General features: G+C 67.7%; 22 protein-coding genes. 3 read left to right on the top strand and 19 right to left on the bottom strand.

Annotated features, from left to right (window positions below; genetic code table 11):
• Position 1 precedes the first annotated feature (1 nt).
• Together B9A11_RS16690 and mcrC are read left to right on the top strand one after the other, a co-directional pair.
• On the top strand, positions 2–2,206 hold the full coding sequence (locus B9A11_RS16690; protein ID WP_058248924.1) for an McrB family protein: 2,205 nt from the start codon (positions 2–4) through the stop codon (positions 2,204–2,206).
• A complete protein-coding gene (mcrC, locus tag B9A11_RS16685; protein ID WP_058248925.1) occupies positions 2,200–3,336 on the top strand; it encodes a 5-methylcytosine-specific restriction endonuclease system specificity protein McrC in 1,137 nt (378 codons plus the stop codon). The genes B9A11_RS16690 and mcrC overlap by 7 nt, the downstream gene beginning before the upstream one ends.
• A 99-nt stretch (positions 3,337–3,435) precedes the next feature.
• On the opposite strand, the gene B9A11_RS16680 is transcribed toward mcrC, so the two are convergent.
• From B9A11_RS16680 to B9A11_RS16615, 15 genes are all read right to left on the bottom strand, one after another.
• Positions 3,436–5,361 (bottom strand): DUF2793 domain-containing protein, encoded by a 1,926-nt coding sequence (locus tag B9A11_RS16680; protein WP_058248926.1) that lies wholly within the window; start codon positions 5,359–5,361, stop codon positions 3,436–3,438.
• Positions 5,362–5,371: 10 nt separating this feature from the next.
• Positions 5,372–9,337 (bottom strand): baseplate multidomain protein megatron, encoded by a 3,966-nt coding sequence (locus tag B9A11_RS16675; RefSeq protein WP_058248927.1) that lies wholly within the window; start codon positions 9,335–9,337, stop codon positions 5,372–5,374.
• Positions 9,338–9,347: 10 nt separating this feature from the next.
• Positions 9,348–9,782, bottom strand: a complete 435-nt coding sequence (locus tag B9A11_RS16670; RefSeq protein WP_058248928.1) for a C40 family peptidase — start codon at positions 9,780–9,782, stop codon at positions 9,348–9,350.
• Positions 9,779–10,714, bottom strand: a complete 936-nt coding sequence (locus B9A11_RS16665; protein ID WP_058248929.1) for a DUF2163 domain-containing protein — start codon at positions 10,712–10,714, stop codon at positions 9,779–9,781. The genes B9A11_RS16670 and B9A11_RS16665 overlap by 4 nt, the downstream gene beginning before the upstream one ends.
• A 75-nt stretch (positions 10,715–10,789) precedes the next feature.
• Positions 10,790–11,020: a hypothetical protein gene (locus tag B9A11_RS16660; RefSeq protein WP_058248930.1), complete on the bottom strand. Its 231-nt coding sequence runs from the start codon at positions 11,018–11,020 to the stop codon at positions 10,790–10,792.
• A gap of 86 nt (positions 11,021–11,106) precedes the next feature.
• On the bottom strand, positions 11,107–11,337 hold the full coding sequence (locus tag B9A11_RS16655; RefSeq protein ID WP_058248931.1) for a hypothetical protein: 231 nt from the start codon (positions 11,335–11,337) through the stop codon (positions 11,107–11,109).
• A 4-nt stretch (positions 11,338–11,341) separates the two neighbouring features.
• Positions 11,342–12,007 carry a lysozyme gene (locus B9A11_RS16650; protein WP_058248932.1) on the bottom strand — a complete coding sequence of 222 codons (666 nt, stop codon included), beginning with the start codon at positions 12,005–12,007 and terminating at the stop codon, positions 11,342–11,344.
• Between the two features lie 5 nt (positions 12,008–12,012).
• On the bottom strand, positions 12,013–12,150 hold the full coding sequence (locus tag B9A11_RS22300; RefSeq protein ID WP_186009221.1) for a hypothetical protein: 138 nt from the start codon (positions 12,148–12,150) through the stop codon (positions 12,013–12,015).
• Positions 12,137–12,487 carry a hypothetical protein gene (locus B9A11_RS16645; RefSeq protein WP_058248933.1) on the bottom strand — a complete coding sequence of 117 codons (351 nt, stop codon included), beginning with the start codon at positions 12,485–12,487 and terminating at the stop codon, positions 12,137–12,139. The genes B9A11_RS22300 and B9A11_RS16645 overlap by 14 nt, the downstream gene beginning before the upstream one ends.
• Positions 12,484–13,110 (bottom strand): DUF2460 domain-containing protein, encoded by a 627-nt coding sequence (locus B9A11_RS16640; protein ID WP_058248934.1) that lies wholly within the window; start codon positions 13,108–13,110, stop codon positions 12,484–12,486. Before B9A11_RS16640 ends, B9A11_RS16645 begins: the two co-directional genes overlap by 4 nt.
• Positions 13,111–13,113: 3 nt before the next feature.
• Positions 13,114–15,549, bottom strand: coding sequence for a phage tail tape measure C-terminal domain-containing protein (locus B9A11_RS16635; RefSeq protein ID WP_058248935.1), 2,436 nt, complete (start codon positions 15,547–15,549; stop codon positions 13,114–13,116).
• A complete protein-coding gene (locus B9A11_RS22535; protein WP_268811262.1) occupies positions 15,542–15,670 on the bottom strand; it encodes a DUF7697 family protein in 129 nt (42 codons plus the stop codon). The genes B9A11_RS16635 and B9A11_RS22535 overlap by 8 nt, the downstream gene beginning before the upstream one ends.
• Positions 15,671–15,768: 98 nt before the next feature.
• Positions 15,769–16,206 carry a hypothetical protein gene (locus B9A11_RS16625; RefSeq protein WP_058248936.1) on the bottom strand — a complete coding sequence of 146 codons (438 nt, stop codon included), beginning with the start codon at positions 16,204–16,206 and terminating at the stop codon, positions 15,769–15,771.
• Positions 16,206–17,144 carry a phage tail tube protein gene (locus B9A11_RS16620; protein WP_058248937.1) on the bottom strand — a complete coding sequence of 313 codons (939 nt, stop codon included), beginning with the start codon at positions 17,142–17,144 and terminating at the stop codon, positions 16,206–16,208. The genes B9A11_RS16625 and B9A11_RS16620 overlap by 1 nt, the downstream gene beginning before the upstream one ends.
• A gap of 24 nt (positions 17,145–17,168) precedes the next feature.
• Positions 17,169–17,588 (bottom strand): hypothetical protein, encoded by a 420-nt coding sequence (locus tag B9A11_RS16615; RefSeq protein ID WP_058248938.1) that lies wholly within the window; start codon positions 17,586–17,588, stop codon positions 17,169–17,171.
• Between the two features lie 105 nt (positions 17,589–17,693).
• Between B9A11_RS16615 and B9A11_RS16610 the strand changes: the two genes are divergently transcribed.
• Positions 17,694–18,344, top strand: a complete 651-nt coding sequence (locus tag B9A11_RS16610; RefSeq protein ID WP_058248939.1) for a hypothetical protein — start codon at positions 17,694–17,696, stop codon at positions 18,342–18,344.
• A 12-nt stretch (positions 18,345–18,356) separates the two neighbouring features.
• On the opposite strand, the gene B9A11_RS16605 is transcribed toward B9A11_RS16610, so the two are convergent.
• The 4 genes from B9A11_RS16605 to B9A11_RS16590 all read right to left on the bottom strand — a co-directional run bounded on the left by B9A11_RS16605 (position 18,357) and on the right by B9A11_RS16590 (position 21,755).
• Complete coding sequence (locus B9A11_RS16605) at positions 18,357–18,992, bottom strand: DUF6441 family protein (protein ID WP_058248940.1); 636 nt, start codon at positions 18,990–18,992, stop codon at positions 18,357–18,359.
• 5 nt (positions 18,993–18,997) lie between these two features.
• On the bottom strand, positions 18,998–19,309 hold the full coding sequence (locus tag B9A11_RS16600; RefSeq protein WP_058248941.1) for a head-tail joining protein: 312 nt from the start codon (positions 19,307–19,309) through the stop codon (positions 18,998–19,000).
• Positions 19,309–19,644 (bottom strand): DUF2190 family protein, encoded by a 336-nt coding sequence (locus B9A11_RS16595; protein ID WP_058248942.1) that lies wholly within the window; start codon positions 19,642–19,644, stop codon positions 19,309–19,311. The genes B9A11_RS16600 and B9A11_RS16595 overlap by 1 nt, the downstream gene beginning before the upstream one ends.
• A 74-nt stretch (positions 19,645–19,718) precedes the next feature.
• On the bottom strand, positions 19,719–21,755 hold the full coding sequence (locus tag B9A11_RS16590) for a prohead protease/major capsid protein fusion protein (protein ID WP_058248943.1): 2,037 nt from the start codon (positions 21,753–21,755) through the stop codon (positions 19,719–19,721).
• Between the last annotated feature and the right edge of the window lie 2 nt (positions 21,756–21,757).

Below are 21,757 nucleotides of genomic sequence, written 5' to 3'. Positions count from 1 at the left end.
AATGTCGGAAATTTTAAACATCAGGCCCAGCTGGTTTGTCGGCGCCGCGTATAATCGCACCGAGGACCAGACGCCCAGATTTCTCGCTGAAGGCATCTGGGAGAACGGCTACGAAGACGGCAAATATAGCGATCTCGTGCGCTCAATGCGCCCGGGGGACAGGATCGCGATCAAGTCATCCTATACTCGCAAGCGGGAACTGCCGTTCGACAACCGCGGTGCCACTGTCTCAGTGATGGCCATAAAGGCGGTCGGCACGATCACTGCCAATCTAGACGATGGCAAGCGTGTTCAGGTCAACTGGACGCCCGTATCGCCGCCCCGCGAATGGTACTTCTACACAAACCGCGCCACGGTTTGGCGGGTCGCGCCGGGCGGCTGGATGGAGGATGGCCTCCTCTCCTTCACATTCGACGGCCAGCGGCAGGACCTCGACCGGTTCCGGAATGAACCGTTCTGGCGGGAGCGGTTCGGCGACGCGGACGGCGAGCAGCGTTTCCGCTGGACATCCTTCTACAGCGCCGTTGCGGCAAAGCTCCTGGACTACCGGGCAGACCGCAAGCCCCTGATCGACGGCATCCATGCAATCGCGCAAGAGATGGCGGGGCTCGGTTATTTGCAGGACCGCTACCCGGAAGGCGGTACTGGCCCACTGCGCGACATCTGCCCCTTTACGGCGATGGGCACGTTCAACCGATCCATGACCGACTCCAATCGGAGCGTGATCGCGAGAGCGATTGCCAAGCTGATCGGCGTGGAGGAGGAGCCTCCGAGCACCTTCGAGGGTATTCCGGTCCTCAACAACCAGCGATCCTGGTTCTTTCGATACGGCGACAAGCGCGGCGAAGGCGACATCGACAAGCTATGGGACCTGTTCGCTGCCGCCGCAGCGCTGGTGGAATCTGATCAGCCCGATCAGCGGGACCAATTCATCGCCGACTACGACGCGGCCATCGACGTTTGGGGCGCCTCATGGAACCTCTCGACAGGGCTCTACTGGTCACATCCGTGGGAGTTCCCGACCCTTGATAGCAACTCGCGCTCATTCCTCACTAGCCGGTTACAGATGCGGGTCCCGACGATAGGGCCGCAGAAGCCGTGCAGTGGCGCGACCTATCTCAAGCTGGTGGACGACCTGAAGGCGCGCTTTTCTGAGGAAAGCTACCCGGTCCACAGCTTCCCCGAACTGTCGCTGGCCGCATGGCACTATAAGGGGCCCGAAGAGTCTCAGGCCGAGGCCGACCAAGGAGGCGCCGCGCCCAATGAGGACGAAGACGATGCGGCTGTTGTCGATCCGGTCCAGATGCCAGCGCCAGCTGTGCCATACGATGCTGACGACATCCTGCGCGAGGGATGTTTTCTGGAGCGCGGGGAGATCGACCGCCTGCTGGAGCGCTTGCGCACGCGCAAGAACCTGATCCTGCAGGGACCGCCGGGAACGGGCAAGACTTGGATGGCCAAGCGCCTCGCGTTCGCACTGATGGGGGAACGCGACGAGGCGCGCGTCCGTGCGGTCCAGTTCCACCCAAACCTCTCCTACGAGGATTTCGTGCGCGGCTGGCGTCCGAGCGGCGATGGCAAGCTGACCCTTGCCGACGGCGTCTTCATGGAGGCGATCCGTGCGGCGCTTAGCCGGCCAGAAGCCCGCTTCGTCGTAATCATCGAAGAGATCAACCGCGGTAACCCCGCACAGATTTTCGGCGAACTGCTTACCCTGCTCGAGGCTGGAAAACGCACGCCGCGCGAGGCGCTTGAACTCTGCTATCCCGATGCTGACGGCAAACGCCGCCCGGTTCATGTGCCCGAGAATCTCTTTGTCATTGGCACGATGAACATCGCAGACCGTTCGCTGGCGCTGGTCGACCTCGCGTTCCGGAGGCGCTTCGCCTTCGTCGGTCTTGAGCCGAGGCTGGGTGAAGCCTGGCGGCGGTGGGTAACCGAAATAGGCGGCGTCGACCCCGCCCTCGTCGACGACATCGAACGGCGTATCGTGGCGCTGAATGCGCAGATCGGTGAGGCATTTGGCCACCAGTTCGAGATCGGGCATAGCTACGTGACGCCGACGGCAAGACTCGAACCTGACGCTACGCGCGAGTGGTTCAGACAGGTTGCCGAAACGGAAATCGGACCACTTCTCGATGAATACTGGTTCGATGCCCCAAAATCAGCGCGCGATGCCGTCGAGAAGCTGCTGCAGGGATGGTGACTGCCGCGACAAATCTGTCGCACGAGGCTGCGGGCTTCATCGGGCGCATCCCCGTGCGCAACATCTGGCTGCTGATGCTCTACGCGTCGGATCTGCTGAAAACGTCAGAGCGCGCGCTGGTCGACGCGGAACGCAACCCGGATGAGATCGCCGACCTCGTCGCGCGACTGCTGGCACAGGCTGTGGAGGAGCGACAGCGCCGGCAGCTGAGTCTCGGCTATCGGCCGCGCAGCGCGGACCTCTCGCGCGTGCGGGGCCGGATCGACGTCTTGCGCACCGAGCGTCGCCAGCTGCTCGCGCGCGGCGCGGTGGCCTGTCGCTTCGTCGAACTCAGCGTCGACACGCCGCGCAACCGCTTTGTTCGCGGTGCGTTGGAAGCGGTGGCGCGACTGGTGTCACACCCGGATCTGCGCCATCGCTGCCGTCGCCTCGCCGCGGACATGCAGGCTTTGGGGGTCTCGGGTGCGATGCCGTCGCGGAGCGAGCTAAGTGCTGACCGCATCGGGCGACACGACGCGGCGGATCGCGAGATGCTGGCGGCCGCTAAGCTGGCCGTAGACCTCGTCCTGCCCACCGAGTCGGCGGGCCCCAGACCCCTGCCGATGCCGGATCGGGAGGAACAATGGGCACGACGGCTCTTCGAGCGGGCTGTGGGCGGCTTTTACCGCGCGGTGCTGCCGTCTAGCCGCTGGGATGTGCGAACGGGCCGTCCACTTGATTGGCCGGTCGACTGGTGCAGCGACGGCGCCCGGGACATCCTGCCTGGCATGCGGACCGACGTCGTACTCGACGATCTGGTGGCGGACCGACGCATCGTGATTGATACAAAGTTCACCGGGATCGTCACGGCCGGTTGGCGGCGCGAAACCACGCTGCGCAGCGGATACCTTTATCAGATCTACGTCTATCTACGGTCGCAGACCGGGCGTGGTGACTCGCTGGCCGACGTTGCCGAGGGCCTGCTACTGCACCCCGCCATCGGCGAAACGGTCGACGAGGCAATCCTTGTGCAGGGTCATTGCATCCGGTTCGCCACAGTGGATCTCGCTGCGGATAGCGCGGCGATCCGCGCGCAGCTTTTGGGCTTTTCGATCAAGTGGTTGGGTACATCAAGTTTCACTGCGGTCTAGGGAGCGCAACGCCGGGTTGCCCTTATTGACCTCGCCCTAAGGGGCGGGAATTCCCGGCGGGATGAGCCCCTGCAATCATCACTTCCGCAAACGCCCAGCTCAGTAGTCAGTCTCGACATACACGCCCGAGCAATCGTAGGCGACCGCCGCCGCCGTCGCGCCGTTGTTCATGTAGTTGCGCGGGCTCAGGAGTTGCGTCGCGGCCGGGATGTCGGTGTCGAGCATGACCTCGACCACCGCTCCGCTGACCTCCTCGACCACCCGGACGCCGATCTCGGCGCTGTTCGGGGCAGCGAGGAGCGTCAGGGTCAGGACGTTCGTCGTGCTCGCGACCGAGAAACTCGCGCCCAGATCGGTGAGCGTGGGCGCGCCCGAGGTGTCGTTTTGCACCAGCTGCCAGTTCGTATGGGTACCGCGCTGGAAGCCGATGCCGATGCAGTTCACTGCCGCCGACAACGTCAAGGTGGTCGCCAGCGCTGTCGTTGAGCCATAGAGGCCGAAGAACCCCATGCCGGTCGCCTGCAGCGTCACCAGCGAGAGCCGGTTCACATAGGTGAAGCCGCCCAGCCCATCCGCATTTCCGCGCCAGCAGACCCAGCCGGCCGAGCGTTCTTCGGCCGCTGCATCGGCGGTGGCGGCACTGGTCACGCGCCAGCGGCGCATCGAGGTCGAGAGGTTCGTGGTGGCGAGCGTCGGCGTGGAGACGGTGCCGACGGCAGTGCGCGGCATGCCGTTGGTGTTCACGGTCGTACCGGTGGACGGCGCCCAGGTCGCGATGCGATTCACCCCGAAATGCGGCTGCAGCGGGAAGAACCGCCCCGAGGGGCGCTGGACGTCGAGCCATCCGGCCCCGGCGCGGTCGCGGGCATAGAGGGCGAGCTTGCCGGTCGGCGGCGGCGTGGGCACGGCATTGAGCGCCGGGAGCACCACGGGCTCGGGCATCTCGACCCGGCCGCTCGCGCGGTCGATCCGGATCGCCTCGTAGAAGGCCGAGCCGTCCGGGCTGACCTTGAAGCTGAAATCGTCGCTGCCAAGAAGACCGATCAGCGCCCGGGCCGACCAGTTGGTCTTGAAGGCGAAGCTCGCATCGTTCCCGGCTGCGGCTTTGTTGACCGTCGCCTCGATTCCGGCGCCCGCGTTGTTGAGGAGCACCGCGGGCGTGTTGACCGAGAGCCGATTGTAGCTGTCGGCCGCCGCCCCGCCGAGGCCCAGAAGCTGCGCAGTCAGGTTGGCCTGGGGCATGCCGACCTGCGTGACGGCATTGGCGAAGGTGACGGTCGGCGTATTGACCACCGTCGTGCCATTCGCACCCGAGGTCGCCGAGCCGATGTTGACGACCGTGGTCGACCCCGACGCGCCGCCGGTGCCGAGGTTCACGGTCTTGGTAAGGCCGGTGGTCGTCGCCCCGGTGCCCATGCCGTAGGTCGCGGTGCCCGTCGCCGTGCCGATGGTCGCGGTCGCGCCCGAGACCGTGACGGTGCCGGACGCGGTCAGCGTGCCCGAAAAGGTCTTGTTGCCGGTGAAGGTCTGGGTGCCGGCCAGGATCGCCAGTTCCGACGAGGTGTTCGGCAGCGTGTAGCTGCGAGTCGTCCCGGTGCTGATACCGGACAGCGAGAACACCGCCTTCTTGGTGGGATCGGCGTCGTTGACGAGACTGAAGACAGCATCCGAGATGTCGCTGGGCTCGCCCACGACCTCCCAGGCAGCACCGGTCCAGACGAGCAGCAGGCCCTCGTCCTCGACCCATGCCCGCCAGCCGGTGCGCGGCGGCAGACGCAGCCAGGCGCCGTCGGACCAGAGGGCGACATTCAGGTCCCAACCAGCCCAATCGCCCGTCGCGCCCGAAGCGGCGATATAGCGGTCGCCATCAGCAGGGCTTCCCGGCGGCGCGGTCAGGCCCCGATCAAGAACGGAAAGCTGGACCAGCCCGTCGAGGATCCGCAGTGCCTCGTTGTGGGTGACGTGCTTCTGGGCCTGCGCCGCCAGGATGTAGGGCAGCAGCAGATGGGTCGTTGCGTCAGACATGGGATGGCCTTCAGAACGTAAGCGTGGCGGTCTTGGGCGCGCCCCGCCCGACGAGGGCGGAGAGCTGGTAGATGCGGATGGTGAGCGTGTCGCCCGGGCCGAGCAGCACGCCCCAATCGGCGGTCTGGGCGGCGGCGGTGTAGACCGCGCTGGCGGCAGCCGCGCTCAGAACGCGCTTCACGGTGGCGCTGTCGAGGATCTCGACCTCGTAAGCCTCCAGCTCCTCGGCGACTGGGACCTCTAGCCCGCCCCAGCTGTCGGCAGCGAGCGCGCGGGATCGCCGGGTCCAGCGGATCGTCAAATCGCCTGGCGTGCGAGGCCTGCGCCATGGCTGCTCGACATGGGCGACGGAGAACGGGCGAAGCCCCACGCCCGCGGGCGTGAACGCCTTTGCCGCATATGTCTCGTCGCTGACCGGTCGGCTTGCCGGGCCGATGCGCCAGTTCCATGGGATGCCGAGATCGGCCTCGGCGATCGGCAGCGACGCCAGCGAGGCGTCCAGTATCACCACCCGCGCACCCGCAGGCACCGGATTTCCCATGGCGGCCTCTGTCCCCCGCTGGCCGCGCAGGAGCCGGGTCAGGCGATACCGGCCAGGAGCGATCAGTTCGGCCGCGCCCGCCTGCACGATCTCCCAGACACCTGGCGCGCTCTCGATGGCCAGCGCGTTGGTACCGCCGAACAGTGCCAGGTCAGTGACGCTTTCCAGCGTGCCGGCCAGCAGGTCGACTACCAGCGCATTGCCGAGGTCGAAGCGCGAGGTAGGTCCGGCGTAGAAGTCCGAGACCAGCGTGCCGATCCGTGCGCGTGTGCCAAACGTGGTCAGCAGGTCGAAACCATCCGTCGACGGGCTGCGATAGACCGCCATCTCGCCGGGCCAAGGCACGGCATGCGCCGCCGCGAAGGGCCGATGCGCGGCCTGGTCCTCGGTGAGCTGCGGCAAATCGAGGAGCATGACCTCGGGTGCGCCGAAGACGACGGCCTGGGACAGCGCCGAGGGGCGCGGCGCGCCGGGCGGCAGGTCGTAGGCCTCTCGGTCCTGGCGGACGGTCTCGATGCTGCGCGCATCGGCATCGGCGATGGAGATGAGCCGCAGCGGGATGGATCGGCCGTCATGGGCGAGCGTTACCACATCGGCCGGGTCGAGCGCGAGCCGCGAGGGCGGCAGCCGGAATGCCGCGCTCTCGCGACCGGTCCAGGCTTCCATCAGCGCGCGGCGGCAACGGCGCTCGGCCTCCTCTGGCGGCACCGCCAATGGGAAGCTCTCGGATGCGATGCGGGTCGTGTCGACGGTGATGCGCCAGGCCTCGACCTGAGCCGCCTCGTAATCCTCGTCGGCGCGGGCGACCTGCCACTTCAGGGCCTGCGGCAACTCCGTCTCCTGGCCGCGCGTCAGTTCCAGAACATCACCCTCGCGCGCGGCGACCAGATCGTCCGGTGCGACGCTTGCCACCGCCGCCCGCCCGCGCATCATGAAGCGGATCACGCCTTCGGTCTCGACGGCATCGAACCCGAAATGCCGCGCCAGCGTGGTGATCGATGCGCGCGGACTTTCCAGCGCGCCGATGGCATAGCCCTCGACCGCGCCCCAGAGGCCGGTGACGTCGATGCGATCGTCGGACAATCCCGCGCGTAGACAGAGGTGCCGTACAAGCGCCGCCAGCGACACGGACCCGAGTCGGCCGGTCAGCCAATGGCCGAGACGCCAGTTCGGTCCGTCGGTCCAGACATCGGTCAGTTCGGGAAAGAACGGATACGGCCGCGCATCCCAGGTCCAGGCCGCGCATTCGGGGACATCGACCATCCGGTCGCCGTAGACCGAGGACAGCGGGTTGTTCGCGGCCTCACCCCAGAACAGATGGGTCGCCTCGAGATAGGCGCGCTGGATCCTGTCGTCGCGCCAGCCCCGCGAGAAATACGGTGTGTAGCTCTCCGACGACTTCGGGTCGAAGAAGACGTTGGGCTGGTTGGTGCCCCGGTCGATGGCCGGGCAGCCGAGTTCGGTGAAGCGGATGGGCTTGGACTGCGACACCCATGTCGTTGGCGTGCCGCTCTCCACGCCGCCGGGGCGGTCGTAATGCGCGTTCGACCACCAGCTGCGCAGATCCTTGTAGCGGAAGACCCATGGCTTGCCCGCAGCACCATCGGTGATCGGCGTGCGCACCTGCGCGGAGCGGTCGGCCGACGATGCATAGAACCAGTCGAAGCCCTCGCGGCCCGCGATGTTCGCCTGCAGATAGGCCCGGTCGTAGATCGCGGGCCAGCCCTCGGCCGCGTCCGCGTGCTCGAACCCGTCACGCCAGTCGGAGAGCGGCATGTAGTTGTCGATGCCGATGAAATCGATGTTGGCATCCGACCAGAGCGGATCGAGGTGGAAATAGACATCGCCGCTGCCGTCGCTCGGGTGGTGGCCGAAATACTCGGACCAGTCGGCAGCGTAGCCGATATAGGTGCCTGCCCCGAGAATGGCGCGCACATCGGCGGCGAGCGCCTTGAACGCGGTGACGGCCGGATAGGTGCTGGCACCCGAGCGGATGGTGGTCAGGCCGCGCATCTCCGAGCCGATGAGGAAAGCGTCGACGCCGCCTGCCACGGCGCAGAGATGGGCGTAATGCAGCATCATGCGGCGCAGGCCCCAGTCGCCGGACGGGCCGGTCCAGGAGACGGTGTCGCCCGAGATCGCGAAGTCGGAAGGGTTGGCGCTGCCGAAGAAGGCCGCGACCTGGCTGGCTGCGGTTGCCGTCTTGTCCACGCTTCCAGCATTGCCCGCCGCAGGCGAACAGGTGATCCGGCCGCGCCAGGGGAATGTGGGCTGGCCCACCCCGGCGGCATTGTCGGAATACGGGTTCGGCAGCGTGTTGCCGGGCAGAACGTCCATCAGGATGAACGGATAGAAGGTCACGCGCAGCCCGCGCGTCTTCATCTCCCGGATTGCCTGCACCACCGCGAAATCGGCGGGTGTGCCGCCGTAGACGGGTCGATCCTGATCGTCGCGGCTGACGAGGAAGGCATTGGCGCGACTGACGCCATTGACCGACCAGCCGACCGGCGTCGTGGATTTCGCCGTGACTTCGACGCCCGGGCGCAGCTTGCAGGTTCCCGCTCGCAGGTCATCGCCGAACCAGGCCACGACGAGGCTGACGCTCTCGACGGACGGCGCCATGGCCTGGAGCCGATCAAGCGCGACCAACATATCGGAAGTGTCGGGCAGCGCGTTCAGGTTCTCGGCCTGCGTTGCGCCGCCCGAGGATTTGCGGATTCCTTCGGTGGCATAGGTGAACTCGCCCGAGGCCGGGATCAGAGTGACGGCGCGGGTCAGCCCCTCGGCGGTGTCGGGATCAGCGAGCGGCCGGAACACCTCGAAGGAAAGCTGCGGCAGCCGGTTGCCGTAGGTCGAGAGCGCCAGTTCCTCGAAGACCACATAGGCCGTGCCGCGATAGGCCGGGGTTTTCGCCGCACCCATCTTCGCCGCGATGAACGGATCGGCAGGCTGAGCTTCGTCGCCCGGATACCAGCGCCAGGTGACGCCGGAGAGGTCCATCGGCTTGCCATCGGCCCAGATGCGGCCGATGCCGGTGATCGGGCCTTCGCAGAGCGCCACGGCGAAGCTGGCGTAGTAGAGATACTCGGTCGTCTTGACCTTGCCGCCCCCACCGCCCTTGCCGCCGCCTTGGGTCGTGGTCGTGGTCTCCTCGCGGAAATCCGTCGCCCAGATGATGTTGCCACCCATCCGCATGCGGCCGTAGAGCCGCGGGATGACCGCGCCCTCCGTGGCCGAGGTGATGCGCAGCGTGTCGAGCCGCGCGCCCTCGATGCGCTGCGTCGGCGCCAGCGACGAGATGATCCAGCTGTCGACGACCGAGCCGATGCTGGAGCCGATGAAGCCTCCGATGGTCGCAGCGCTGACGCCGAGGATCGCGCCGCCGATGCTGCCGCCAATGGCAGCACCGGCCGCGCCGAGAACGAGGGTGGCCATGTCGGGGGTCTCAGCGTTGCGGGAAGATGAAGGCGAAGGCGATGCGCCGCCGCCAGGCTTGGCTCAGCGGTTCCTCGATGACGCCGAGCCGCTCGTAGGCATGGAGGAAAGTATCGGGGCCGGTCAGGATCCCGACATGCTTGGCGATGGCGCGCGGCATCATCCGAAAGAGAACCAGCGCACTGGGACCGGCATCGGCCGGGGCGATCTCCGGCATCATGCGCCGCGCGCCCTCGGCCAGCACCTCGCGCGGGCCCGTCTCGCCCCAGTCCCGGCTGTAAGGCGGGATCGGGAATGGCTCGGGGCCGACGAGTTCGCGCCAGACGCCCCGCGCGAGGCCGAGGCAATCACAGCCGACGCCCTTGAGGCTCGCCTGGTCGTGATACGGCGTGCCAAGCCAGGACCGTGCCGCCGCGATAACCCGATCCGGATCAGCGGCTTTCACAGCACACCTCCGTCGTGGCCGCCGTCCTTAGTGGCGTAGCGCAGAACGGCGTCCTGACCCGGAATATGCGGAAAGCCCCGGAATCTGGCGGTATTGGCGAACTTCGCGCTGCAGGTCTCGATCCGCTTGTCGCAGCCCGCGCGGATGGTGAAGGCGTCGTCCTCGCTGATGGCCCGCATCGGGGCCTCGAGCAGGGTCAGCACGGCGATACCGTCCGCCACATCATGGCCCAGCACCTCGGTGCGCCGCCCTGCGTTCGCGCCGGAGGTCCAGTCTAGGGTGCCGAATGTGAAAGACCCGGACGTGAACCCGCCGAGACCGGAGGTGGTGAACGCGCGATCCCGCAGCAGATCGACCACAGCACCCGCGCCCTTGAAGGCCGGGTCCTCGAGATCGACGCCGCAGCGCGCATCGCCGAGCGCGGCATCGCAGGTCGCCTGGAAAGTCCGCCCGACCGTCTGCCCGAGCACATGCGCGAGCGAGCGGACCTCGGCGACGAAGGCCAGCCGCCCGCGCCGGATCTGGCCGATGGCCCCGCGCCGCATCAGAACGCGCTGAGCGGTGTCGGCCCAGTTCACGCGCCAGACCTCGACGGCCGCGTTGTCCCAGCGGCCGTCGAGGATATCGGTCTCGGTGATCCGGTCCGAGGTCAGCACGCCTTCCGCATCCTGCGCATCGACCGAGAGGTCCGAGCCCGAGCGCACCTCGGAGGCGGTCAGCCCGCTCTCGGGCTCGAAATCCGTGCCGTCGAAGCTCAGCGTGCGGTCGTGGTCAGTGAAGCCGAAGGTGACCCCATCGGCCTGCGAGATCCGCCAGCACCAAGCGAGCGTCGTGGTGCCATCGTCGAGATGGGCTTGCAGTGCGGGTGAGAGGGATTTCGTCGGCAGGTTCCCGTCATTCGGTCGTCGAGATCGGCGATCCAGGTCGCCCATTCCGGCGGAACCTCCGCGACGGTCTGGGCAGCTGGCCGGGCCAACCGCGCCTCGGCATAGGAGACGCAGCCCGCATCACCAGCGCCCATCGTTGCGGCGCAGCCGGTCAGCAGGATCGCCAGCGCTGCGGCCGTCGCGAACCGCATCTTGCCCGCGCTCGACGCGCTTGTTCTTGTCTTCCATCGCATCGCTTTCTGCCTCTCGCTTACCCGTACGTTCGCCCTCCGCACGCCCCCAGACCCGGCCGAGGACGACGCCCCCGACCGCGCCCAGAGCCGCGATCAGCCAGACCAGGAACTCAGCCATCGTCCCGCTCCCCGCGCGCGGCAGCGACGCAGAGCGCAACGATGAAGACGCCGAGCACCCCGCCCACGACCAGACCTGCGAGGAACTCAAGCACGCCCATGGAACCCGCGCTCGATCCGGTCGCGCAGGCCGATCAGGCCCAGCCCGAGGAACATCAGCCCCGCAGGCGAAGCGTCGCTTGAACCTGCGAGCAACGCGACGAAGCGGGAGAGTTCCCCGAGCGGCCCGGTGGCGGGCAGCGCAAGAGAGGCGATGCCGGTGAGCATGGCGAGGCATCCCGCCCACCAGGTGAGCGAGGTCGGACGGATGTAGCGCATGGGATCAGGCCCTCCGGATCAGGGTGGAGAAGAAGGAGGTCAGCCGGGTAAACCAGCTGATTGCGGGTTCAGGTTTGGCGGCAGGCACGGTTGGTCTCGGTATCGGCACGCTTGGGGGGCGCAGCAGCGCCAGCGCCTCGCCCTCGGTCAGTCTCCGGATCGGTCGCGAGAAATCGACTCGGCCGTTGCGGTCGACCGACCAGATGGGGATGTTGCCAGCGGGATAGTGGCCTTTGGCGAAGAGGTCGCGCTCGGCCTCGCGGCGCGGGCGGATCGCAACGGGCTTGAGCCAGCCCATGAAGGCTGCTGCCGCAGCAGCCCGGTCGCCCGCGTTCAGGAGCCGGGTGAGCGCCGCCTTGGCGATGCCGCCTGTGTTGTAATGGAAGGAGACCAGCGCATCGAATTCGTGCCGCTCGAGCGGCACCTTCACGGCGCGCAAAACGTCAGCCTCGTGACGCGCGAGGTCGGCCTGGAAGACCCGGAACGCCTCGCGGATCGCGGCATCGAGATCGGCGGGCATGCCGCGCGGCATCGTGGCGGGATCGGGTGCCCCGGCTGCGGCCGTGTGGCCGATGCCGAACGTCCAGACCTGTTTCACATCGAGATAGGGTCCGAGCACGATCCCTTCGTGCCGGACGAGGGCCAGAAGACCCCGGTCAGTCATCTGCATGGAAGTTACCCCAGAAGCGAGAGGATCAGGATCAGCGCGGCGACGGCGATGCCGATGCCCAGGTGGTGGCGGAAGGCCTGGCCGGGATCGGCCGGGTCGCAGCGAAGGGAGCGCGCGAGGCGCAGGAGGTCATGCATCGCCATCACCTTTCCCGGCATGGCGCAGACGGGCGAGCAGCACCTCGATGAAGGCCGGTCCGAAGACGCCGACGAGATAGGCGGCCGATCCGGCCGCGCCCCCGGCCGGGATCGCTTCGGGCGGCAGGCCGAGCCAGCGGGTAATGATCGCCATCGACAGGCTGCCCATCCCGGCCGCGATCAGACCCCCGAGCAGGATGTGGCGCAGGGCGTCGCGCAGCCGCATTTTCGTCGTCAGCGCGTTGGTCGCGCCCCCGAGCGCGCCCCAGGCGGCGAGGATCACGGCGGTGGAAGCGAGCAGTTCCTTCAGCGCCGCCGCCAGAAATCCGGTTTCGTCGTTCATCGTCGGATCTCCAGAAGCGGGATGGAGGTGATCGAACCCAGCCGTTCGAGGTCGAGCGTCACGTCGAGCACGTCCGTGTCGAAGCGGACGGGGACATCGAACTCGAAGCCCGCGGTGATCGCGACGCCGAGGCCCGGCGCGGTGGTGAAGGTGATGACGCCGGTCGTGGTATCGACGGACCAGCCGGACGCCTGGGGCGCGCCATTCAAGGCGATGGTGACCGAGCCCGCGACCGGCTTGGCGATGGTCCGCACCCATGTCTGGCTGCCCGAAGCGTAGCGCTTCACCAGCTGGAAGGCGGTCGTCGTGCCGTCACCGGTGCCGATCGCCTGGTCGGTCGGCGACGGGGCGCCCGACGGCAGGCAGGACTTGTGGTCGCCCCAGTCCTTGAAGCGAAACCCATGCAGGCGGCCGTTGCGCGCCTCGAAGAAAGCGACGACCGCCGCCAGATCGTCTGCGCGGCGGATGCCAAAGGCGACATCGTAGCGGCGGCGCGAATTGGCCCAGCTGGCGTTGCGCTCCTCGTCACCCGAGGCGAGCTCGACGATCTGCGTGCGCCGCTCGGGCCCGCCCCGCGCGCCTCGGCTGATGTTGTCCGGGAACCGGACCTCATGGAACGCCATGGCTTACATCCCCCTCCGCCCGAGCGAGACCGCCCGTGCAATGTCCGCCGCGACCTGCGTGCGCGATTGCCGGAAACTCTCGGCGTCGCGCGCCATGATGGTGACGTTGATCCCGCCGCCCGTGCCGTAGCTCTGCGCCTCGCGGCGCGAGAGCACGCGCTCGCCCCGCTGCAGGATCGCGGGCACCTCGTCGTGCCGAAGCCCCACCGCGCCGCCCGAATGCATCCGGGGCGCGGTGGCGAAGGCCATGGCCGGGACCATGCGCGAGGGGCCGGACGAGCCGACCATGCCGCCTGCGTGAAGGATGTTGGCGAAGATCCCGCCCGCGCCACCGAGCGCGCCTGAGAGCGCGTTGGCGATGGGGCCGAGGATGAACCGCCGCGCCGCCAGCTTCGCCAGGTCCGCGATCAGCGAAGTCACCAGATCGCGGAAGTTCAGCTTGCCGGTCTTCACGAACTCCCCGACCGCGTCCTCGGCCGACTGGAACGCGCTGACGAGGCTCTGGCCGATATCGCCGCCGATCTCCCGGGCCCGGCTGGCATAGTCCGAGAGCGCCGCCGTTACGGCCTGCCATCCGGTCAGGGCACGCTCCGCTCCTTCGCCCGCGGCGGTTCCGGCATCGCGAGCAGCACCTCCGGCGCCATTGGCTGCGGATGCGGTGTCGTCGAGCCCGGCCGCGAGTGCATCGGCGGAGGTCGCGGCGTCTGACAGCGCGGTCTCGGCCTCCGTGCCGGACCCGGCGACGGCATCCTTCAGCGCCTGCCAGGCGGCGAGCGGCCGGGTCGCGGCATCGGTCAGCATGCCCGCAGCCTCGCGATAGGCATCGGCCCGGGCACGCACGTCCTCCGCCATCGCGCCAAGCCCGAGATCGGGCGGTGCGACGTAGGTCCGGGCGAGCGCCGCCGAGAACGCATCGGCTGCGGCGGTACCCGCCGCCGTCGCGGCCCCCTCGAACGGATTGTCGATCCGGCTCAGGTCCACCGCGTCGAGCGTGCCGATCCGCACGCCGCCTTCGCCGGTCGACCATTCGGGCAGCAGGGCCAGCGCGGCGTTCAGGGTCGCGATGAAGCTGTTGATGCGGGTGACGACGCCGTTCAGCATCGCCTCCGCCCCGCCAATCAACCCGTTCGCGGCCTGGTAAGCGAAGTCACCGATGGCGCCCGGCAGGCTGCCCCAGATCGCCACTGCGCCGTCATAGGCCCCCTGGAAGATCGCGACGGTGCGGTCCCCAAACCCCACGACGCCCGCGACGGTGCCTTCGAGCGCCGAAAGCGCGGCAGCCTTCAACCCCGCCCATCCGGCCGCCATGCGGGCCAGCGCGGCATCGAGCGCGAGCCCGACCCGCGACCAGACCTCGGAGGCCAGATCGGAGAGCAGCCGGAAGGCGTCGCCGACCCCGCCCACGCGGGCGACGAATTGGGACAGCTGATAGATGAGTTCGCCGACGCCGACGATCAGCGCACCGATGCCGGTGCGAATCAGAGCCCCGCGCAGCACGACGAGCGCGGTGGCGAACCCACGCACCGACAGCGCCGCAGCGGCCAATCCGGCGACCCAGCGGCCCGCGAGGAAGGTCGCGAAGGTCACGGCATAGGTGGTCAGGCGGCCGATATTGTCGAAGAGGCCACGAATGGCGATGCCGAGCGGCCCGGTGCGGCTGGCAATGGCGGCCATGGCGTTGGCGACCGCCTCGAGCGCCGGAGCCGCGGCGACCGCCAGCTGGTTCGACAGCCCGCGCCAGATCAGCCCGAGCCGGGAGATGGCGTCGTTCGTCCGCTCGATCTGGTCGGCATCCTGTTCGGAGACCACGACACCGAACGCGAGCACGTCCTCGGTCGCCTGGCGCAGCGTCGCGGTGTCGATCCGCGACATGGCGATGGAGCCTTCCTCGCCGAAGAGCTGCCCCGCCACGGCGGCGCGCTCGGCGGCAGGCACGAACTCTTCGATGGCGGCATTGATCGCGCCGACACGTTGGTCCAGCGGCAGCGCGATCAGGTCGTTGGCGGACAGCCCGAGCCGGTCGAGCGCATCGGCGGCCGGGCCCGTGCCAGCGGCCGCCTGGCTGAGACGGCGTGTCAGATCCTTCGTCGCCTGCTCGATGCCGGACATCGACACGCCCGCCAGCTCGCCCGCACGCTCCAGCGTCTGGATAGAAGCAACGGTGGTGCCGAGCGACTGCGCGAGCTTGGCCTGCGCATCGACGGTCTGCAGGCCGGAGCGGATCATCGCCACGCCAGCAGCGGCGGCTGCGGCCACAGCGGCTGCGGCGGCCACACGCACGCGCCGCGAGAAAGCCGCGAGCCGAGCATTGGCCGCTTCCATCTCCCGGCTGAGCCGTCCGAAGCCACGCGATCCGGCTTCGCCGACACCTTCCAGCTCGGCGCGCACTTGCCGACCACCGACCGCCGCAAGGCGGACGCTGACGCGTTTTTCAGCCATTGCGGCGTTCCATCTGTTCGTTGAGTTTCGCGACCATCACCGCTTCGATGACGGGGAGAAGTTCGGCCGCGACGGCGGGCGGCACGCCAAGGGCATTGCCAAGGTCCAGTGCCGCCGACATGTCCCAGCCAATCACCGCGCCAGGCAACACACGCAGCTGACCGCCGAGGCGGCCGACCAGGTCCCAGACCTGCCAGCCCTCCGGAGTTTCTGGACGGTTCAGCCGCGCCGGGCAGTCCGGGCAGGCTTGCGCGCAGGCTTGGCAATATCGTTCGCCCCCGCCGAAGGACCATTCGGCGAGAGCGCGGAGGCGTTTTTTTCCTGCTCCAGCAGCAGGCCCTTGGAGACGTAGGTCAGTTGGAAGGCCTCGAAGATCGGCCAGACGTCGAGCAGCGCATCGATGGCCTCGGGGCTCGGCTCGATGGGGTTGCCGTCCGCATCGCCGATACCGTCCCAGGCAAGTACCGCCCGCCGCGCCAGCGCCTTGGCGAAGGCCACTGCGCGTTCCTCGTCGGAGGCATCTTCTGGAACAGCTTCCACGGCCGGATCGCTGCGCGTCGCGACCATCAGCGCGGTGGTCAGCGGGCGCAGCTGCACCCGCACGCCAGGGGCGAGGTCATGCCAGCAGGGCGCATTGGTCAGGTCGAGCGTCAGCATCAATACGTCTCCACATCGTTCACAAGGGTGGCAGTGCACATCCGGCCGACGGTGCTGTCGCGCGCGGCCTGCCAGTCGAAGGTCGCCTGCACGCCCTGGGGCCCGGAAATCTCGATGCGCGGGCGCGGCAGGTAGACGGCGTGCACGGTGAAGGTGAAGCTCTCGCCGGACGGCAGGACGTAGGCGAACTCGAGCTCGCACGGATCGCCGTTGATCGCTTGCGTCACCAGCGTGCTGTCGGCGAAACGGACCTCGATGGAGCCCGTCAGCGCCGCGATGGACGGGTCCGCGCCATCGATGCGGCCGTCCGAACGGATGGTTTCGATCCGGTCGAGGTTGTTGGCATAGGTAATGTCGGCGGAGACCACATTGCCGAGGGCCGAACCGTTGCGGGTGATCGACCCGTTGAAATGGCCGAACCGCTTCAGCTCCAACGCGGCGGGCGTGCCGGCACTGGTGGTCGTGCCCACCGTTTCGCCCTGCGCCACCAGCCGGGCGGTGGAGGTCAGCAAGCCAGACCGCTGCATCTGCCAGGTGATCTGATCGAGCACGCAACCGGAATACATGGCGTAGCGCGGCACCTCAGGCATGCCGGTCTCGATGGAGACGCTCGGCAGGGTCCAGGCACCCGACTGGAACTCGTGCGTCCAGGGGCCGGTGCCGGTCGTCGTCGGCGCCCCGAAGGCCGCCTTCAGCCAGAAGCCGAAAGCCTCGGCGTCGAGCGGCACCACGACATCGCCGTCGGCCGTCACTGCGTCCTTGATCGGCGCCAGCGGATCGCGGCCATAGCCGAGCAGCTCGGAGTTCAGTAGCGGCTGCTCCGCGCCGAGCGTGGTGCTGGCAAACGGCATCTTCGTGAAGCCGCCCGCGGGCGGCGTGCCGTAGACGGTCTCGAACGCAAGCGCCATCTGCGCCCGCGCCCCTTGGGCTCGTGCCATGGTGATCTCCTGTTGTTGGTTGGGTCAGGCCAGTGGATCGGCCGTGGAATAGTGCAGCACCACCGGAATCACGGCCGCCTTCAGGCTCGCCGCGCCCTCGACCGGCAGGTCCACCGGGCGCGGGGCTTCCGCCTCGACCCAGTCGCAGAGCCCGCCCAGCGTGCGGTCGGCGGCGAGCGCCGCGCCGATGCTGGCGGTCAGCATGTCGAAGGCGGCGTCACGGGCGGTGCCCTGCACGACCGCCTCGATCTCGGCGCGGTGCTGGTAGTGATAGCGCAGCGGCGACAGCGTCACCTCGGGTTCCCCCGGATCACCATCGCGCAGAATCAGCAGCCCCTCGGCCGGGACGCGCTCGGGCAGCACGTCACCCCGCAGCGCGGTGGCGGGCAGCGCCGATAGCCGCGCGTGCAGCGCGGTTAAGATGGTTTCGCGAGTGGTGGGCATTGATCCTATCCAAGAGCAAAGTCACCTGGGATCCACTTTGCCTTGGCGCTTTGCTGCGCTTGATGCCTATGATCGGCTCGAGATTTCAAGGGGGTGTCCAAGAATATGACAAACACGACTTTTCGACGCTACACGAATTTGGCCGCAGCCATTCATCTCCTGCAGAAACGCAAGATCACGCTCCTTGATCCCTCGACATGGGACGACAGAAATGATGCGTTCTTCATGTCAGAATACAAGCGACGCACGCAGTCAGCTTCGGTGTTGGCACTGTGCTTTGCTGAAAGCCATGAGACATATCACCATTGGAGGGTCTTCTCGCACGGCTCCGACGGCGTTTGCATCGAATTCGAAAAGGAAGGGCTATTGGGTAGCTTCAACCGGGATGGGAGTATTCGGCACGGCGCCATGAATTACACCCTTCTCAAGCAGGCGAAGAAGATGGCTGACATTGATGTCGAGCAGCTTCCTTTCCTAAAAAGGTGGCCCTATGGCGATGAGGCCGAGTACCGCGTCGTCCACGTAGACCCCGACGTCTCAAAGCCATTTCATGACGTGCCGATTAGTTTGAGGCATGTAAAGCGCATCACTTTGAGCCCTTGGTTGGCATCGGCACTCTCGGACTCAGTAAAGGCCGCACTAAAGTCGATAGATGGCTGTTCGAAGATAAAGATCTATCGATCAACCCTAATCGACAACCAAGACTGGAAAAAGCTGGCTGGCCGCGCTGCGCCGGTTTTACCTGACAATCCTTAATCGCTCGCAGAGTCAGCGATTTGCCAAATCCTCCACCCAGTTCGCCACGATCAGCTCCGGCACGCGGTCCAACGCCCGGTCTGCATCCCGAGCCAGATCCAGCCGTTTCGGAAGCTTCACCTGCGGTACCAGCAGGAAAATCGGCGCGGTGACCTTGCCGCGCCCGGTCTTTGAGCGCGACACCACCGCCTGACCTTTCGTGTTCAGCCGCCCCTCGGCCACCAGCAGGCTCGGCCCCGTGCGGCGATAGACGAAGCGCAGGCGCAGCCCGCGTCGCCGCTCCCACTCGCCGGGGGTGATCCGGCCGCCGCGCAGGGATTTGCCTGCGGCGGGCAACGGGATCGCGAGCCAGAACCCATCCTTGGAACGGATCAGCGGGCCGGTGTCATGCGCGCCGACGATGACCGGGGCCTGGGACCAGACGAGCGCGGCGGCGTCTAGGCTTTCGCCCGACTTCGGAAACGTCTGGCTGCGGATCGTGTTGGCGAGCCGTGTGCCAAGCCCTGCGCCTGTGACCTGCAAGCGCCACGCGGCCTTCAGCCCGGTCCCGGCCTCGCGCATGGCAGCGGTCACCGCGCGCTCCCCCGCCGCCACCTCGGCCGCCATTATCGCGACAATGTCGGGATCGATGTCGAGCTTCAGTTTCATCGCGGTCACGCCGGGCGCAGGTCGACGGTCCAGACCACCCGCTCGCGGTCACGGACCGGCTCGCCCTGGATGATGAAGGCGTCTCCGTCGATCTCGATACGGTCGCCGGGACGCGGGTTCGCCACCTCGGCGACGCGCAGGTCGATCCGCGTGGTCTCGGACCAGAGCCGCGTATCGCCGAAGTCGGTGATGGCATCCGCGCGCCGGGCGACGACGCGCACCAGAACGGGCGCGCCGCCCTCGGGCATGTAGATGGCATCCCTGCCGATATTCGGATCGGCAAAAAGCGCGTCCACGGCAGCGGCGAAGGCAGTCATCAGAAGCTGCCGTTGAGCCGCACCCGGCCGATGGTCTCACCGGCCCCACCCCCGACTGCCTCAATGGCGACGCCGATCAGCGTGTTCGAGGTTGCCACGTTGGTGGTGCGCTTGTTGGTATCGTCCCAGTAGATCCTGGCACCCGCGGTCCAGGCCTGCGAGCCGATCTTGGTGACGTCGAAGACGCCGGTGAGCGCGACCTCGACGCTCTCGCCGAGGGCGGCGGTGCCTGCCGCCACGCCGAAGATGGAACCGACGAGCAGGCCATCGCCCGAGGCGACGGCATAGGGTGCGGTCAAGGTGATGGTATTGCCGGGCTGGACGTAGTTTTTCATGGGGAGCATCCTCGTGGAAAGACGAAGGGCGGCCCGATTGGACCGCCCGCGTTTTAGGGTTCAGGATTCGTGCCTTACGCGCCCGGGTTCTTGTAGAGGCCGCGCCAGTCGATGGCCTTGGCGCCGAAGTCGAGGCGGCACTTGATCTCGACGCCGTCGACATCGAAGCCATTGCGGGTCTCGATGTACGCACCCTGCTGGCCCTCGAGATAGGCGTATTCAATGGTGTCGATCTGGTTCGGGCTCGCCGCCAGATACCAGGCGGTGGCGCTCGCCGCGTCGAGGCGCGGCTCGCTGATCGGCGAGAGCGTCCGGATCGACTGCGGCACCACGCTGGAGGTCGCGGCGGGCACGAGGTTCTGGGCGACCAGCTGCTCGGCCTTCAGTTCCAGCGCGGCCGGCACGATCAGGAAGGCGGGACGGATGTTCAGCACCGTCTTCTTGTCGAGCCCGGTCTGCAGCGCCATCGCCGCACGCGCCGCCCCCACCGCATCGACGGCCAGCGCCGCGCCGGTGCCCGCGAGGTTCTTGTGATTGGCGTGGAACAGCGCCGTTCCATCGGCCATCGCCGGGTTGGCGGTGATGATCCCCCAGACCACATCGCTCTCCAGCTGGGCAATCGAGTTGCCGTACATCGCCGGGATCCGGGTGAAGGCGTCAAGATCGTCGTTGATCAGCACCTGCCGGGTGATCGCGACCACGCGGCCATAGGTCTTGACCTTGTAGCTTTCTTTGCTCTCGCCCAGCGTGCCGCGCTTGAACTCGCCGCTTTCGCCCACTTCCAGAAGCTGGGGTGCCTCGCCCAGCTGGACGCGGTGCATGGATTTGAAGTCGGTGGCCAGCACCTGGCGGCAGAAGAGCGAGAAGGTTCGGGGATAGGCGTCATAGGCCTGCCGCAGGGTCTTGTTGGTGACGGCCGACAGGATCTCGGGGAAGTCCGAGGTCGAGTGCAGCGCGCGCGTCGCCACCTCGTCGCGCGAGAGGCCGCGCGTGTTCACTCCGGAGTTGCCGAGGCTCTCACGGGCCAATTCCAGCAGCGTCATGCCGCGGTATTGGCGCGCGGCGTCTTCGAGCGGGAAGAGCGTCGGGCTGTAGCGGTGCAGCAGCGCGTTCGCCACGGCGTCGCGGCGGGTGATGCGCTCGTCGCGGCCGCCAAGGGGCACGGAGACATGCGGGAAGGTCCGGGTCTCGTCGGACTTCGCGGCGACCTGGTCGAGGATCAGGCGGCGCGACTCGTCGACGCTGACCCCGCGCTTGACCAGATCCTCGGCGAAGCCGCGCTCGAGGTTCAGCCGTCCGGCCAGATCGTAGATGGTGGAGACGCGGTCGCGCTCAGCCTCGCGGGCGCGGGTCGCGATGGCCTCGGTGTCGGGGGCCTCGGGCTTCGGAGGCTTCGGCTGGCTGCGCGTCTCTGCCGCGCGCGTTTGCGTCTCGGCCGCGCCGGTCTTGTCGTCGGGCATGGTGATCTCCTCGGTCGCTGCCGTATCGGGGGTGTCGTCGGCCGGTGCGGCCGGGGTCGTCTTGTCGGTCATCGGGGATGCTCCTTCGCTGGTTTGGGCGTCCCGGCGATGGAGGACGCAGTCGTGATGTTCGCCCTTGGCGCGGAAGCCCGCGGCGGGGTCGGCGCCGACTGGCACGGCCGAAATCTCGAACGGGGTCCAGTCGACCGCCCGCCAAAGCTCGCGCCCGCCATCGGGTTTCGAGATGTCGAAGCGGTGGACCTGGTAGCCGATCGAGACGGCGCGGATGTGCCCGGCCTGGATGTCGCGCCAGATCGGCTCGACATCGGCGCGCTCGCTGATCCGGACCTGCGCGATGCCGCGCCCGTTCTCGATCCGCACCGAACCGGGCACGACCGAGCCGATGACCGCGTCGAGCGTGTCGATTTCGTGCACCTTCAGGAACGGCGCGCCCGCGTTCAGCCGTTCGAGCCTCACATGGGCGGGGTCGAGGCTCAGCTCCTCGTCATAGGGCTCGCCGAAGAAACTGGCGCGGCGGACACGCGCGCCCGCCGACCAGATCACTTCGACGGTGCGCGCGTCATTGTCGACGCTGTTCGGCGCAAGCTCCGCCGACCGGCGAAGGGCCGGTAGTTCGATCATCGTATCCATGG

This window comes from Tropicibacter naphthalenivorans (assembly GCF_900176475.1).
Taxonomy (GTDB): Bacteria; Pseudomonadota; Alphaproteobacteria; order Rhodobacterales; family Rhodobacteraceae; genus Tropicibacter; species Tropicibacter naphthalenivorans.
The sequence above is the reverse complement of the archived record's forward strand: the minus strand, read 5'-3'. Positions and strand labels throughout refer to the sequence as shown.